The organism is Streptomyces sp. NPDC088147 (assembly GCF_044741565.1).
Taxonomy (GTDB): Bacteria; Actinomycetota; Actinomycetes; order Streptomycetales; family Streptomycetaceae; genus Streptomyces.
Window position 1 is genome coordinate 187,230 of record NZ_JBIUSY010000008.1, and the last position, 14,672, is coordinate 201,901.

A 14,672-nucleotide genomic window follows, 5' to 3' on the forward strand; every position below is an offset into this window, starting at 1 on the left:
GGGGGTCCGGGCGGTGCCGCCCGGACCCCCGTCCGCGTGCTCATCCGGTGACATCGATCCGCGCGAGGCGCAGCGGGCCGCGCAGGGTGACCCTGAGGTCGTGCACACCCGTGAGCGGGAGTCCGGCGCGCGGGGTGGTGCGGTAGTCGTACGGGCCGCCGCCCGCCCTGACCTCGATCACCGCGAGTGCCCCGCCGTCGGCCGTGGTGAGTGTGACCTCGCCCTCGCCCGCCGCGTCGAGGGTCACGCCGCCCGCGCCCTCCCCGAAGTCGCAGTCCCGGAAGAGCAGTTCGCCCGCCTTGCGCTCGCCGTCCGTGCCGAGCGGGGTCACCGCGTCGCCCGACACCCTGGTCCGGTCGACGATCTCGGTGCCGGTCTGCTCGTCGTAGTCGGCCGCGGCCAGTCCGTCGCGCCGCAGGTCCCTGGCGCGCGGGGCGTCGCCCGGGACGGTGAGCCGGACGGAGCGGCGGATGTCCGCGCTGGAGGCGGCGGCTTCGAAGACATACGTTCCGCCCGGTACGGTCCACGCGCCGCGCGCCACGTCGTAGTGGCCCAGTTCGTCCCTGCGCACGGCCAGTTCGACGGTGCGGGTGCCGCCCGGCGCCAGCGATACGCGGGCGTGCGCGACCAGTTGACGGTGCGGACGGGGGACGCGCGGGGCGGCCTCCCTCACGTACAGCTGCACCACCTCGTCGGCGGCGCGGGTGCCCGTGTTGGTGACCGTGACGCGTGCCCGCAGGTCCGGGCCGACCTCCAGCCGGTCGTAGCGGAAGGTGGTGTACGAGAGCCCGTGGCCGAAGGCGTAGAGCGGGGTGCCGTCGAAGTAGAGATAGGTCTGGCGCGAGCCGATGATGTCGTAGTCGAGCAGTCCGCCCGGATCCGCGTCGTCCGCGTACCAGGTCTGGGGCAGCCGTCCCGCCGGTGAGACATCACCGGCCAGTACCCGCGCGAGCGCGATGCCCGCCGCCTGGCCGCCGTGGGCGGTCCACAGCAGCGCGGGCAGCCGGGCCCGCGCGTCGGCCACCGCGTACGGATAGCCCGAGGTCAGTACGAGCGCGGTGCGCGCATTGACGGCGTGGGCGGCCCGCCACAGCCGGTCCTGGTGCGGTGGCAGGGCGAGGGTGCGGCGGTCCTCGGTCTCGCGGCCGTTGATGTGCGGGTCGTTGCCCGCCACGACGACCACCACGTCGGCGCCGGCCGCGGCGCGGGCCACCGTGTCCTCGCCGCGCTCGATGACGACGATCTCGAACAGTGTGCCGGGGGCGGCAACCTTCAGGCCGTCGGTGGCGACCGATACGTGCCCGCCGGTCCCCGCGTGTACAAGGAGGTGCCCGCCCTCGTGTTCTTCGAGCCGGAAGGTCTCCTGCACCACCCAGCCGCCGGGCTGATCGGCGGAGGCCCGTACATACCCGTCCTCGGCGACGGACAGATAGCGTCCGCCGGGCGCGCGCAGGGTGATCAGCCCGTTCCCCCAGTCGGTCAGGGCCAGTTCGGTGGCCTCGCCGGGCCCGGTGGCGTCGCAGGTCAGCGGCGGCAGGTCGGTGCGCCCCGCCAGCAGGGCCGGGTCGAGCGCGCCCTCGGCGCCGCGTGCCTGCCCCGCCGCCGCCTTCGCCGTCCCGGCCCCGGGCACCCGGACCCAGCCGCCCGTCACGGCCCTGAGCCTGATCCGGTCCGCGCCGTCGGCGAAGGTGACGCGGTCGGCACCGAAGCGCTCACCGAGCCCGTCGAGCGGGGTGGACCGGCGGATCAGGGTGCCGCTGTACCAGTCGAGCTTGCACTCGTCGGCGAGCGGACCGACCAGCGCGATACGGCGGCCGGGCGCGATCGGCAGCAGGCCGTCGTTCTTCAGCAGGACGACGGCCTGCTCGGCCGCCTCCTGGGCGAGCGCGCGGTGGCCAGGGGTGTCGAAGGCCGAGGTCTCCCGGTACGGATCGCGTTCCGGATCGAACTCCCCGAGCCCGAACCGCACCGTCAGCTGCCGTCGTACCGCCGTGTCGACATCGGATTCACCGATCAGGCCCCGCTCCAGCGCACGGCGGATCCGGCCGGTGATCACGGACGCGTCGGTGCCGTGGTCGGTGAAGCTGTCGACGCCGGCGCGCAGCGCGGCGGCGGTGGCCTCCTCGTGGGTGTCGAAGTACGCCTCGGCCTCGACCAGGTTGCTGGGCGCGCCCGCGTCGGAGCAGACCAGCAGCTCCTGGCCGGTCCAGCCGCGCAGATGCTCGCGCAGCGCGGGCGAGAGATGGTTGGGACGCCCGTTGACCAGGTTGTACGCGGGCATCACCCCGGCCACCGCGCCCGCCTCGACGGCCCCTTTGAAAGCGCGCAGATCGTATTCGTGCAGCACGCGGGGGCGGATGGAGGAGGACGTGGTGGCCCGGTCCGTCTCGTTGTTGTGCGCGAGCCAGTGCTTGAGCACCGGCGCCGTGCGCCAGTAGTCGGGGTGGTCGCCGCGCAGGCCCCGGGTGTAGGCGGTGGCGAGGACGGAGGTCAGCCGGGGATCCTCCGCGTACCCCTCCTCGTTGCGTCCCCAGAGCGGGTTGCGGAGCAGATTCACCGTCGGGGCCCACACGTTGAGCCCGACCCGGCCGTCCCGCGCGCGCATGGTCCGTATCTCGCGGGAGACGGCCTCGCCGACCCGGCGCACCAGTTCCTCGTTCCAGGTCGCGCCGAGCCCGACAGCCTGCGGGAAGACGGTCGCGGGCCCCATCCAGGCGACGCCGTGCAGCGCTTCCTGTCCGGTGCGGAACGCGGCGACACCCAGGCGTTCGACGGCCGGGGCGAACTGATGCAGCAGGGCGGTCTTCTCGTCGAGAGTCAGCCGCGCGAGCAGATCCTCGACGCGCGCGGCACGGGTCGCCCGGGGGTCACGGAAGGGCGGCTGTTCCTCGGTCACGGGCGGTTCTCCCTGGAGAAGGTCAGTGGGGCCGAAAGCGCCGGAGAGGCTGCCGATCGACTTTCGAAGCGCTTCGATGCTCCGAGTCCGCCGGTCTACTGTCAAGACACCCCAATGCGCCGGACCCCGATGACGCATCCGGCCAACTTCACGTCTACACAAGCATGTTGGGCGGCAATTACCACGTGTCAAGGAATCTTGGAGGTGGCTCTTGTGCCTCCCGAAGGGTTCATTTAACCTCGCAGCAACATCGAAGCGCTTCGACAAATCTTCGACTCCGCAGCTGTCCCGCGGGCTTTCGCCGCAGGTGCCTGCGCACCACGAAGGGTTGGACGCAATGACGCCGAAGTCCTCCTCCGCACCGAGCAGGAGACGTTTCCTCGCCTCGACCGCGGTCGCCGCCACCGCCGTGGCCGGCGGCGCACCGCTGCTCACCGCCTGTGGCGGTACGCGGAGCGCCAAGAAGGAGGGCACCACCTCCGGGAAGGAGGCGCGGAAGATCCTTCCGGCCTTCGTGGCACAGAGCGTCGTGGCGCCGGACATCCCGCCCGAGAACGGGTCCTCCGCCGGATTCACCCGGGCGATCGCCGCCGCGGACCTCAAGGACTCGGTGCGGGAGAAGCTCGGCGCGGGCAGCCGCATCACGATCATGGCGCCGTACTGGGGCACCCCGCCCGCCGGTGACAACCCGTACTACGCGGCCATGAACGATGCGATCGGGGTGCGGACCGTCTGGCAGAACCAGGACGGCAACACCTACGACGAGAAGCTCGGCGCCGTGCTCGCCTCCAGCGGGATCCCCGATGTGGTGGTCGTGCCCGGCTGGAATCTGACCGGCAAGATCCCCGGTGCGGTCAACGCCAAGTTCGAGGATCTCGGACCGTATCTCTCCGGCGACAAGGTCAAGGACTTCCCGAACCTGGCGGCCGTCCCGACCGACGCGTGGCAGCGCTCGATCTTCGGCGGCGCGCTCCGCGGCATCCCGATGCCCGCCTCGTACGTCGTGAACATCGCGCCCTTCTACCGCAAGGACCTCTTCGAGAGGCGGGGATACGAACTTCCCCGTACGGCCGATGAGTTCCTGGCGCTCGCCAAGGAGATCACCAGCGCCAGGTCCAAGGTCTGGGCCTGTGACGACATGAAGTGGACCGCCTTCAATGTGTTCGGGGCGCTCTCCGGCAACGACAAGGCCCTGGGGTGGGACCTGGTCGACGGCAAGCTGGTCCACCGTGTCGAGACCCCGGCGTATCTGGAGGCCCTGGAGTGGACGCGCACGCTCTATGCCGCCGGGGTCGTCCACCCGGACGCGAAGGCCGCGCAGGGCGACGCCGGCAACCGGTTCACGGCCGGTCAGGTCCTGATGTACAACCAGGATCTCTCCCACTGGTACGCGAAGACCGTCGAGCAGGCGGCCACCCCCGGGTTCGCGATGGGCGCCCTGGATCTCTTCGGCCACGCGGGCGGCGACCCGACGCTCTACGCCGTACAGCCCGCGGGCATCTGGGCCTTCGTCAGGAAGGGCTCCGCCGAGAAGCTGGTCAGGGACGTACTGGCCCTGGCGAACTTCACCGCCGCGCCGTACGGCACGAAGGAGCGCATGCTCACCGACTACGGCGTCGAGGGCACGCACTACACGGTGGAGAAGGGGCTGCCCGTCAAGAACGACAAGGGCACGATCGAGGTCGCGGGCACCTTCGACTACACCGGCGACCCGGCCGCGTACGTCGCCCACCCCGACCGTCCCGATATCGCCAGGGCGCAGGTGGAGTGGCAGCAGCGGATGGGGGCCTTCACCAAGAAGACCTCCTTCTACGGGCTGACCATCACCGAGCCGACCCGCTGGACCAATCTCGCCGACGGCTTCGAGCAGCTGGAGGACGACATCGTCCGCGGCCGGAAGAAGATCGGCGACATGCAGCGGGCCGTCTCCGACTGGCGGAGCGGGGGCGGCGACCAGCTGCGTGACTGGTACAGGAAGCTGCTCGACGAGTCCGGACCGGCCGCGAACTGACCCACGGCACACGACGGCAGGGAGTGCAGGTGTCGCAGAGCACGGTTCCGGACGCGGACGTACGCCGCCGGGCGCGGAGCGCGGCCCGCCCGCGGCCGGGGAAGGACGGGAAGCCGCCGCCGCGTGGGCGTGCTCCCGGGCCGTCTCTCCGGGTGCGGCTGCGCCGGGACCGGGCGCTGATCCTGATGACGCTGCCCGCGGTGCTGCTGGTGCTGGTCTTCAGCTATCTGCCGATCCTCGGCAATGTGGTGGCCTTCCAGGACTACGACCCGTATCTCAGCGACAACGGCTTCGTCGCGATGCTGGAGAGTCCCTGGGTGGGCTTCGAACAGTTCGCGCGGATCTTCGGCGACTCCGCGTTCTGGGCCGCCGTGCGGAACACCCTCGTGCTGTTCTTCCTCCAGCTGGTGCTCTTCTTCCCCGTCCCGATCCTGTTCGCGCTGCTGATCAGCAGCGTCGTACGGCCCAGGGTGCGAGCGGTCGCGCAGGCCGTGATGTATCTGCCGCACTTCTTCTCCTGGGTGCTGGTCGTCACCGTCTTCCAGCAGATCTTCGGCGGCGCGGGCATCATCGCCCAGACGCTGCGGCGGCACGGCGTCGAGGGTTTCGACCTGATGACCGACCCCGGACTCTTCAAGTTCCTGCTGACGGCCGAGGGCGTCTGGAAGGACGCCGGGTGGGGCATCATCGTCTTCCTCGCCGCGCTCGCCTCCGTCAACCACGAGCTGTACGAGGCCGCCGCGATGGACGGGGCGAACCGGTGGCGCCGGATGTGGCATGTCACCCTGCCCGCGCTGCGTCCGGTGATCGCCCTGCTGCTGGTGCTGCGCGTGGGCGACGCGCTGACCGTCGGCTTCGAGCAGATCCTGCTCCAGCGCGACGCGGTGGGACGCGACGCGGCGGAGGTGCTGGACACGTTCGTGTGGTGGACGGGCATCCGGAACCAGGACTTCGGTTACGCGGCCGCCGCCGGTCTGGTCAAGGGCGTCATCGGTCTGGGGCTGGTCCTCACGGCCAACAAGGTCGCCCATCTCATGGGCGAGCAGGGGGTGTACAAGAGATGAGGGCCTCCGGCACGGCCTCCCCCGCCGGCTCCGACACCGCCACCGGCGCCGCGCGTGGGCGCCGACGTGGCCGCCGTTCCGCCCCGTCACGTCCGGTCTGGGAGGAGAAGCCCACCAGGGCCGGCCTCGCGGGCAAGGGCATCGCGCTCTCGGCCGCCTGTCTCGCGATCCTCTTCCCGCTCTGGATCGTGATCGTCACCAGCCTGTCGTCGCGGAGCACCATCGACGCCGCCGGCGGTCTGGTCGTCGTCCCCGGCGACCTCACCCTCATCGCGTACGAGGAGCTGCTGAGCGGCGGTCAGGTGCAGCGCGCCGCCCTGGTCAGCCTGGGGGTGACGGTCGTGGGCACCACGTTCAGCATGGTGGTGTCCGTCCTGTGCGCGTATGGACTCTCCCGGACGAACTCGCCCGGCCACCGCTGGATCCTGATGACGCTGCTGGCCACCATGTTCTTCGGGGCCGGTCTGATCCCGACCTATCTGCTGGTCCAGGCGCTGGGGCTGACCGACACCTATCTGGCGCTGATCCTGCCGGGCGCGGTGAGCGTCTTCAACATCCTGGTCCTGCGCTCGTTCTTCATGAACATCTCCCCGGAGCTGCTCGACAGCGCGCGGATCGACGGCGCGGGCGATCTCCGGATCCTCTGGCGGATCGTCATACCGCTGTCCCGCGCCGTGATCGCGGTGATCGCGCTCTTCTACGCGGTCGGCTACTGGAGCGCCTGGTTCAACGCGTCGATCTATCTGACGGACCAGGACATGATGCCGCTGCAGAACGTCATGATCCAGCTGGTGCAGAAGCAGGAGCCGCCGACGGGACTCGGCCAGCTGATCAGGACCGGTCAGCTCTCCCCGCTCTCGGTGCAGATGGCGGTCATGGTGCTGGCGCTGCTGCCCGTCGCCGTCGCCTCGCCCTTTGTCCAGAAGCATTTCAGGAAGGGCATGCTCACCGGCGCTGTCAAGGGCTGAAGCGCCCCGGGCCTGCTCGCGCACGACCTCACCGGGTGCCGCCCCGGCGCGCACTCCCCCACGACGGAAGGTGACGTCATGTCCGATCCGACGCATGGACCCCGCAGACGCGCGGTGCTCACCACGGCCTCGGGAACCGCGGCGGCGCTCGCGCTGACCGGTGCCCCGGCGGTGGCCGCGCCCCGGCACTCCCCCGTCGCCGCCACCGGCCGGGCGGCGGCGGAGCAGCCGTACCGCTGGCGTACGGTCGCCATCGGTGGCACCGGTTTCCTCACCGGTGTGCTCTTCCATCCCGCGGTGAAGGGGCTCGCCTACACCCGTACCGACATCGGCGGCGCCTACCGCTGGGACGACGCGGCCCAGCGCTGGACGCCGCTCACCGATCATCTCGGCTGGGACGACTACCATCTGCTCGGCGTCGAGGCCATGGCGATCGATCCGAACCAGCCCGACCGGCTGTATCTCGCTCTCGGTGCCTATACCCAGTCCTGGGCCGGCAACGGCGCCGTGCTGCGCTCCACCGACCGGGGCGCCACTTGGAGCCGTGCCGCCCTGCCCGTGAGGCTCGGCGGCAACGAGGACGGCCGGGGCGCGGGCGAGCGGCTGCTCGTCGACCCGCGCGACGGCGACACCCTCTATCTCGGCACCCGCCACGACGGGCTGCTCACCTCGGCCGACCGGGGCGCGACCTGGGCCACCGCACCGTTCCCCGCCACGGCGAGCGCCTCCGGCCAGGGCATCACCTTTCTGGTGGCCGCCGGGCGTGTGGTGTACGCGGGATGGGGTGACGGCGGCGGCGCGCTCTACCGTACGAGCGACGGCGTGGCGTGGGAGGCCGTCCCGGGCCGGCCGGCGGGCGCCTCGGCGGCGGTACCGATCCGCGCCGCCTTCGACGCGAACACCCGCTCCCTGTATGTCACCTACTCCAATACGCCGGGCCCCAACAACCAGACCGACGGGTCCGTCCACCGGCTCGACACCGCCACCGGCGTCTGGAGCGACGTGACGCCCGTCAAGCCCTCGGGGAGTGACGCCTTCGGCTACGGGGGCGTGGCCGTCGACGCGCGGGTCGCCGGTACGGTCGTCGTCTCCACCAACAACCGCTGGGGCCCGGTGGACACGCTCTACCGGTCCGCCGACGGCGGCCGGAGCTGGGTCTCGCTCAAGGACACCGCCACGCTCGACATCCGGGAGACGCCGTATCTCGCCTGGGGCGCCACGCCCAAGTTCGGCTGGTGGATCCAGACCGTCGCGATCGATCCGTACGACTCGAAGCACCTGGTGTACGGCACGGGCGCCACCCTGTTCGCGACCCGCGATCTGGTGCGCTGGGCGCCCTGGGTCCGGGGTCTGGAGGAGTCCGCGGTACGGCAGTTGCTCTCACCTGCCGCCGGGACCGCCTCGCTGCTCAGCGGTCTCGGCGACATCGGGGTGATGTACCACGAGTCGCTGACCGTCTCCCCGTCCCGGGGCATGGCCACGAACCCGGTCTTCGGCTCGGCGACCGGTCTGGCGCTGGCCGCGCTGAAGCCCTCGTATGTGGTGCGCACGGGCTGGGGGGACCACGGTAACGGCGCGTACTCGACGGACGGCGGTCAGAGCTGGCGTCCCTTCGCCGGACAGCCCGCGATCGCGTCGACGGCTCCCGGGCCCATCGCGGTGAGCGCCGACGGCGCCACGCTGCTGTGGTCGTTCGTCCACTGGGACGGTACGCGGCATCCCGGCTTCCGCTCCGCCGACGGAGGCGCCACCTGGAGCGAGGTGGCCACCTTCCCCAGGGGCGCGGTACCGGTGGCCGACCCGGTCGACCCGCGGCGCTTCTACGTGTACGACACGGACGGCGGCGCCGTGTACCGCTCCACGGACGGCGGCGCGACCTTCGTGCGCGGCGCGGGCGGACTGCCGTCCGGGGATGTCCAGTTCCGGATCGCGGCGGCGCCGGGGCGGACCGGTGATCTCTGGCTGTCGGCCAAATGGAACGGGCTGTACCGGTCGACGGACGGCGGTGGCTCCTTCACCAGGCTCACCAGCTGCTGGGCCTCGTACGCCCTCGGCTTCGGCAGGGCGGCCCCGGGCGCGGCCTATCCCGCCGTCTTCCAGACGGGCGCGACGGAGGACTTTGTCGGGGTGTACCGCTCCGACGACGCGGGGGCCGGCTGGACACGGATCAACGACGACGCCCACCAGTGGGGCTGGACCGGTGAGGTGATCACCGGTGATCCACGCGTCCACGGCCGCGTCTATCTGGGCACCAACGGCCGCGGTGTCCAGTACGGAGACCCGGTCTGATGCCCGCCCTGGACGACGCCACACGGGGCCGTGTGCTCTTCGGCGGCGACTACAACCCCGAGCAGTGGCCCGAGGAGACCTGGCCGCGGGACGTACGGCTGATGAAGGAGGCCCGGGTCAACTCCGTCACCCTGGGCGTCTTCTCCTGGGCGCGGCTGGAACCGCGTCCGGGCGCACGGGACTTCGGCTGGCTCGACCGGCTGATGGATCTCATGGCGGGGAACGGCATCGGGGTCGTCCTGGCCACTCCGACCGCCTCTCCGCCGCCGTGGATGGGGTCGCGCCATCCGGAGACCCTGCCGCGCGACGAGGACGGCCGGACCGTGTGGTGGGGCTCGCGGCAGCAGTTCTGCCCCAGCTCGCCCGTCTACCGCGCGTACGCCGCCGCGCTCACCGAGGATCTCGCGGCGCGGTACGGCGGCCATCCGGCGCTGCGCATGTGGCACATCAACAACGAGTACTGCACCCACTGCTGGTGCGACGAGACGGCACGCCACTTCCGCGACTGGCTGCGCGCCCGGCACGGCGGTCTCGACGCGCTCAACGAGTCCTGGGGAACGGCCTTCTGGAGCCAGCGCTACGACAGCTGGGACGAGATCATCCCGCCCCGGCGCGCCCAGTATCTGCGCAACCCCGGGCATACCCTCGACTTCCGGCGCTTCACCTCGGACGCGCTGCTGGAGTGTTACACGGCGGAACGCGACATCGTCGTACGGCACACCCCGGACACGCCGGTGACCAGCAACTTCATGCCGTTGTGGAGCGGCCAGGACGGCTGGGGATGGGCGGAGCGCGAGGATGTGGTGTCCGTCGACATCTACCCCGACCCGAGGGATCCGTACGGCGGTCAGTACAACGCGATGCTCGGCGATCTGACGCGCTCCCAGGCGCGAGGCCCCTGGGTGCTGATGGAACAGGCGGCGGGAGCGGTCAACTGGAAGGGCGTCAATCATCCCAAGCCGGCCGGTCTCAACCGGCTGCTGTCGTGGCAGTCCGTGGCACGCGGCGCCGACGCCGTCTGCTACTTCCAGTGGCGCCAGTCACGGCAGGGCGCGGAGAAGTTCCACTCCGGGATGCTCGGCCACGCGGGCGAACAGGGCCGTACGTTCCAGGAGATCAAGCGGATCGGCGCGGAACTGGACCTGCTGGGACCGGAGGTGACGGGTACGCATACGGCCGACGAGATCGCGCTGCTGCACGACTGGGACTCCTGGTGGGCGGACCAGCAGGACGGCCGGCTCTCGGCGCGTCTCGACTACCCGGAGGTGCTGCGCGCCTGGCACCGCGCCCTGTGGGAGTCGAACCTCCGCACCGGCTTCGCCCGTCCCGACCATGACCTGAGCGCGTACCGGCTCGTGGTCGTACCGCACCTGTATCTGCTGACCGACACCGCGATCGACAACCTGGTCCGGTACGTACGCGACGGCGGCACCCTCGTGTCCGGCTTCCTGACGGGCGTCGCCGACGAGGACGACCGGGTGCGGGCGGGCGGGATGGACGCGCGGCTGCGGGAACTGTTCGGCATCGGCACGGTCCACGAGTGGTGGCCGCTGGACGCGGACGAGACCGTGGAGTGCGACGGCTTCCGGGCCACGCTGTGGTCCGAGGAGCTGGAGGTGTCGACGGGCGAGACCGTCGCCTCGTACACGAGCGGGGAACTGGCCGGGCTTCCGGCCGTCCTGCGCAACGGCCGTGCCTGGTACGTCTCGACACTCCCCGAACCGGAGGCGCTGCGCGCGCTCCTCGCCGGGGCGGCCGAGAGCGCGGGTGTCCGGCCCGTGCTGGAGGGGCTGCCGGACGGCGTGGAGGCGGTACGCCGCGGCGCGCTGCTGTTTCTGCTGAACCACGGCGCGAAGGACGTCACCGTCGCGGTCGGCGGCCCGCACCGGGAACTGCTCACCGGTCGCGCGGTGGACGGCTCGGTCGGGCTGGGCCGTCACGGTGTGGCGATCCTCCGCGCGGACGCCGCGAACCCACCGGGTCGGTGAACCACTCATCCACTGCACCACCGGCCCACCGATCCGCTGAGCCACTGAGCCACTGACCCATCGCCCCCTCAGGGAAGGAACGCCATGAACCTCCGTACACCGGGCAGGCTGCTGCTCGCCCCGGCGGCCGCGTTCGCCGCCCTCATCGGTTTCGCCGCCGCACCCGCCCACGCGGCCATCTGGTCCTCGTCGGACCAGTGGGGCTCGTACACCACATCCGACGGCTACACGCTCTACAACAACATCTGGGGTTCGGGCGCGGGCTCCCAGACCGTCTGGGCCAACTCCTCCTCGAACTGGGGTGTCTGGGCCTCTCATCCCAACACGGGCGGCATCAAGTCGTACCCCAACGCGAAGAAGGTGATCAACAAACCCCTGGACTCCCTGTCCTCGCTCCGGAGCGGCTACAACGTGTCCGTGCCGTCCTCGGGCGCGTACAACACGTCGTACGACATCTGGGACACCGACTACGACTACGAGGTCATGCTCTGGGTGAACCACAACGGCGCGGTCGGCCCGCTCGGCACCTCGCAGGGCTCCGCCACACTCGGCGGCCACACCTGGAACGTGTACAAGGGGAACAACGGCGGCAACGAGGTCTTCTCGTTCCTGCGCACCTCGGACTCCGCCTCCGGCACGGTCGACATCCTGCCCATCCTCAAGTGGATCAAGAACACCAAGGGCTGGTGGGGCAACGAGACCATCGGGGACGTCCAGTTCGGCTACGAGATCACCTCGTCGCCCGGCGGACTCGACTTCGTCACGAACGGCTTCTCGGTGTCGGGCGGCTGACGGTACGCCGGCCCGCTCATCGCGACGGGTCCCCGGATCCGGCCACCGCCCGGGGACCCGTGCTCTCCCGTACGGTCAACTCGGGCCGCAGCAGCACGACTTCATCCGGTCCCCGGCCCGAGAGCTTCGCGACCACCTGCTCGACCGCGTGCCGTCCCATCTCCTCGGCCGGGACGGCGACCGAGGTGAGGGGTACGGAGGCATGGACGGCGACCTGATCGGGGCAGATGGCGACCACCGAGATGTCCTCCGGAACAGCGCGCCGCTGCTGGCGGAGCAGGGCCAGCAGCGGATCGGTGGCGGCCTCGTTCTGGACGATGAACGCGGTGGTGCCGGGGCGTTCGTCGAAGATCCGTCCGACGGTGGCGGAGACGGCCGCGTAACTGCCCTCGCAGGGCCGGTGCAGCAGCCGCAGCCCCAGCTCCGCGCTCCGCTCGCGCAGACCGCTCAGGGTACGTTCGGCGAAGCCGGTGAGGCGTTCGTACACCCCGGGGGCCTCCCCGATGACCGCGATCTCACGGTGGCCGAGACCGGCCAGATGGTCCGCGCACACGGCGCCGGCCGCGGCGAAGTCGAGGTCCACACAGCTGAGTCCGGTGGTATCGGCGGGCAGCCCGATGAGCACCGAGGGGCGCCGGGCCTCCCGCAGCAGCGGCAGCCGGTCGTCGTGCAGCTCCACATCCATCAGGATCATCGCGTCGGCGAGGGCGCTGCCCTCGATCCGCCGCACCCCCGCCGGCCCCTCCTCGCCGGTCAGCAGCAGTACGTCGTAGCCGAAGGTACGGGCCGTGGTGGCGACCGCGATGGCGATCTCCATCATCACCGGCACATACATGTCCGTCCGCAGCGGCACCATGAGCGCGATGATGTTCGACCGGCTGCTGGCCAGCGCGCGGGCACCGGCGTTGGGGTGGTAGCCGAGCTGTTCGATGCTGTGCTCGACGCGTTCCCGGGTGGAGGCCGAGATGGAGCGCTTTCCGCTGAGGACATAACTCACCGTGCTGGCGGACACTCCGGCGTGCTGAGCGACATCGGCGAGGGTGACCATTCAGCTCTCCAGGCAGGCCGGTTGAGGAGTGAAGCGCTTCGACGGACGCGCCTTCGAGACTAGATGGCATGTCTATGACCTGTCCATAGTCGGATCGAAGCGCTTCGACACCCGGACGACGAAGAGCGGGCCCGGCCGCCCTGGCCGGACCCGCTCACTCAGGAGAGCACCCGGCTCCCGCTAGGTCACCAGCTCCGTGCGGGCGCCGACCGCGGTCTCCCAGTCGGTGCCCTCGGCCACCAGCGCGCGGTAAGGACGGGCCGCCCGCGCCATATTGACGGAGACCGCACCGCAGACCCGGCCGTCCCGCCCGTAGAGCGCGATGAGCTTGCGGTCCGCGACGGCGCCCTCGACGACATGGATACGGTCGGCATCCCGCGTACGGCCGAAGATCTGCACCTTCAGCTCGTACTGGTCGGACCAGACGAACGGAACGGGAGCGAACGGAACGGCGGCACCGGGACCGGCCAGGATGTTCCTGGCGACGGCCAGTCCCTGTTCGGCGGCGTTCGTGCGATGCTCGATCCTGGTCGGGGCGCCGGTGCGCGGGTGCAGCCAGCAGGCGACATCGCCGGCCGCCCAGACCCCCGAACCCGCGTACAGCGTGGGGTCGCACTCCACGCCGTCGCCGACCGGAAGACCGCTCCCTTCCAGCCAGCCGGTGCACGGCCGGGCACCGATACCGACCAGCACCACGTCCGCGGGGAGCGTACGGCCGTCGGCCAGCCGCACCCCGGTGACACGGCCGTCCTCGGAGTCGACCCCCTCGACGAGCACGCCTGTCTCCAGCCGTACTCCGTGGTCGCGGTGCACCTCGGCGAGCAGCGTGCCCAGTTCAGGACCGAGTACGTCGGACAGCGGCATCGGGACATCACTGACGAGGGTGACCTCGGCGCCCAGTTCACGGGCGACCGCGGCGGCCTCGCAGCCGACGAAGCCCGCGCCGACGATGACCAGCCTCGGCCGGTCGGACAGGGCGTCCCGCAGGCCGAGGGCGTCCTCCAGGGTGCGCAGCACATGCACCCCGGCGACGCCTTCCGTACCGGGGAGCCGACGGGCGGCGGCGCCCGTCGCCACCACCAGGGCGTCGTAGCCGATCCGTTCACCGTCGGCCAGGACGACCTGGCGTGCCGCCGTGTCCAGGGACTCCGCCCGGACAGCGAGCCGCAGATCGAGCCGCAGGTCCGTCAGCACGTCCTCGTCGCGCAGCCGCAGCCGCTCCGGCTCCCAGGCGCCCGACAGCAGCTGCTTCGACAACGGCGGCCTGTCGTAGGGGAGATGGACCTCCTCACCGATGAGGGTGATCCGCCCCTCGAATCCGGCCCGGCGCAGCCCCTCGGCGGTGGCCATGCCCGCCGCCGAGGCACCGACGACGGTCACATGCCGGACTTCGCCCACTACCGCTCCGCTCACTATGGCTCCAGTCGGATCGCGGCGGCCGGACAGATGAGCGCGGCCTCGCGTACCTGCTCGTGCAGCGCGGCCGGCGGCCGCGCGTCGAGTACGAATGCTATGCCGTCCTCGTCACGCTGGTCGAACACCTCGGGGGCGGCGACGACGCACTGTCCCGCTCCGCAGCACTTGTCCTGATCGAGCCGAACTTCCATGATCTCCCT

10 protein-coding genes are annotated in these 14,672 nt (G+C 71.0%); 6 read left to right on the forward strand and 4 right to left on the reverse strand.

The window, feature by feature from the left end; translation table 11 throughout:
* Positions 1–40 precede the first annotated feature (40 nt).
* Positions 41–2,896: a glycoside hydrolase family 3 C-terminal domain-containing protein gene (locus ACIOGX_RS27080; protein WP_401917017.1), complete on the reverse strand. Its 2,856-nt coding sequence runs from the start codon at positions 2,894–2,896 to the stop codon at positions 41–43.
* A 337-nt stretch (positions 2,897–3,233) separates the two neighbouring features.
* On the opposite strand from ACIOGX_RS27080, the gene ACIOGX_RS27085 reads away from it, so the two are divergent.
* The 6 genes from ACIOGX_RS27085 to ACIOGX_RS27110 all read left to right on the forward strand — a co-directional run bounded on the left by ACIOGX_RS27085 (position 3,234) and on the right by ACIOGX_RS27110 (position 12,008).
* Positions 3,234–4,907 carry an extracellular solute-binding protein gene (locus ACIOGX_RS27085; RefSeq protein WP_356513480.1) on the forward strand — a complete coding sequence of 558 codons (1,674 nt, stop codon included), beginning with the start codon at positions 3,234–3,236 and terminating at the stop codon, positions 4,905–4,907.
* Between the two features lie 29 nt (positions 4,908–4,936).
* Positions 4,937–5,971 (forward strand): ABC transporter permease, encoded by a 1,035-nt coding sequence (locus tag ACIOGX_RS27090; protein WP_401917020.1) that lies wholly within the window; start codon positions 4,937–4,939, stop codon positions 5,969–5,971.
* Positions 5,968–6,939: a carbohydrate ABC transporter permease gene (locus ACIOGX_RS27095; protein ID WP_401917023.1), complete on the forward strand. Its 972-nt coding sequence runs from the start codon at positions 5,968–5,970 to the stop codon at positions 6,937–6,939. The genes ACIOGX_RS27090 and ACIOGX_RS27095 overlap by 4 nt, the downstream gene beginning before the upstream one ends.
* A 78-nt stretch (positions 6,940–7,017) precedes the next feature.
* Positions 7,018–9,228: a WD40/YVTN/BNR-like repeat-containing protein gene (locus ACIOGX_RS27100; protein ID WP_401917026.1), complete on the forward strand. Its 2,211-nt coding sequence runs from the start codon at positions 7,018–7,020 to the stop codon at positions 9,226–9,228.
* On the forward strand, positions 9,228–11,216 hold the full coding sequence (locus tag ACIOGX_RS27105; protein ID WP_401917029.1) for a beta-galactosidase: 1,989 nt from the start codon (positions 9,228–9,230) through the stop codon (positions 11,214–11,216). The genes ACIOGX_RS27100 and ACIOGX_RS27105 overlap by 1 nt, the downstream gene beginning before the upstream one ends.
* 84 nt (positions 11,217–11,300) lie before the next feature.
* On the forward strand, positions 11,301–12,008 hold the full coding sequence (locus ACIOGX_RS27110) for a GH12 family glycosyl hydrolase domain-containing protein (RefSeq protein ID WP_356513470.1): 708 nt from the start codon (positions 11,301–11,303) through the stop codon (positions 12,006–12,008).
* Positions 12,009–12,024: 16 nt separating this feature from the next.
* Here ACIOGX_RS27110 and ACIOGX_RS27115 read toward each other — a convergent pair whose 3' ends face one another.
* The 3 genes from ACIOGX_RS27115 to ACIOGX_RS27125 all read right to left on the reverse strand — a co-directional run bounded on the left by ACIOGX_RS27115 (position 12,025) and on the right by ACIOGX_RS27125 (position 14,663).
* A complete protein-coding gene (locus ACIOGX_RS27115; protein ID WP_356513468.1) occupies positions 12,025–13,056 on the reverse strand; it encodes a LacI family DNA-binding transcriptional regulator in 1,032 nt (343 codons plus the stop codon).
* A gap of 180 nt (positions 13,057–13,236) precedes the next feature.
* Positions 13,237–14,469, reverse strand: a complete 1,233-nt coding sequence (locus ACIOGX_RS27120) for an NAD(P)/FAD-dependent oxidoreductase (RefSeq protein WP_401917033.1) — start codon at positions 14,467–14,469, stop codon at positions 13,237–13,239.
* The gene (locus ACIOGX_RS27125) at positions 14,469–14,663 is read right to left on the reverse strand and encodes a ferredoxin (protein WP_129766462.1); all 195 of its coding nucleotides are present in this window, start codon (positions 14,661–14,663) and stop codon (positions 14,469–14,471) included. The genes ACIOGX_RS27120 and ACIOGX_RS27125 overlap by 1 nt, the downstream gene beginning before the upstream one ends.
* Between the last annotated feature and the right edge of the window lie 9 nt (positions 14,664–14,672).

Excerpts from the sequence above, each read along its gene's own strand:
- ACIOGX_RS27085 (WP_356513480.1), top strand. The coding sequence starts at position 3,234 with ATGACGCCGAAGTCCTCCTCCGCACCGAGCAGGAGACGTTTCCTCGCC.
- ACIOGX_RS27095 (WP_401917023.1), top strand. The coding sequence starts at position 5,968 with ATGAGGGCCTCCGGCACGGCCTCCCCCGCCGGCTCCGACACCGCCACC.
- ACIOGX_RS27100 (WP_401917026.1), top strand. The coding sequence starts at position 7,018 with ATGTCCGATCCGACGCATGGACCCCGCAGACGCGCGGTGCTCACCACG.
- ACIOGX_RS27105 (WP_401917029.1), top strand. The coding sequence starts at position 9,228 with ATGCCCGCCCTGGACGACGCCACACGGGGCCGTGTGCTCTTCGGCGGC.
- ACIOGX_RS27110 (WP_356513470.1), top strand. The coding sequence starts at position 11,301 with ATGAACCTCCGTACACCGGGCAGGCTGCTGCTCGCCCCGGCGGCCGCG.
- ACIOGX_RS27115 (WP_356513468.1), bottom strand. The coding sequence starts at position 13,056 with ATGGTCACCCTCGCCGATGTCGCTCAGCACGCCGGAGTGTCCGCCAGC.
- ACIOGX_RS27125 (WP_129766462.1), bottom strand. The coding sequence starts at position 14,663 with ATGGAAGTTCGGCTCGATCAGGACAAGTGCTGCGGAGCGGGACAGTGC.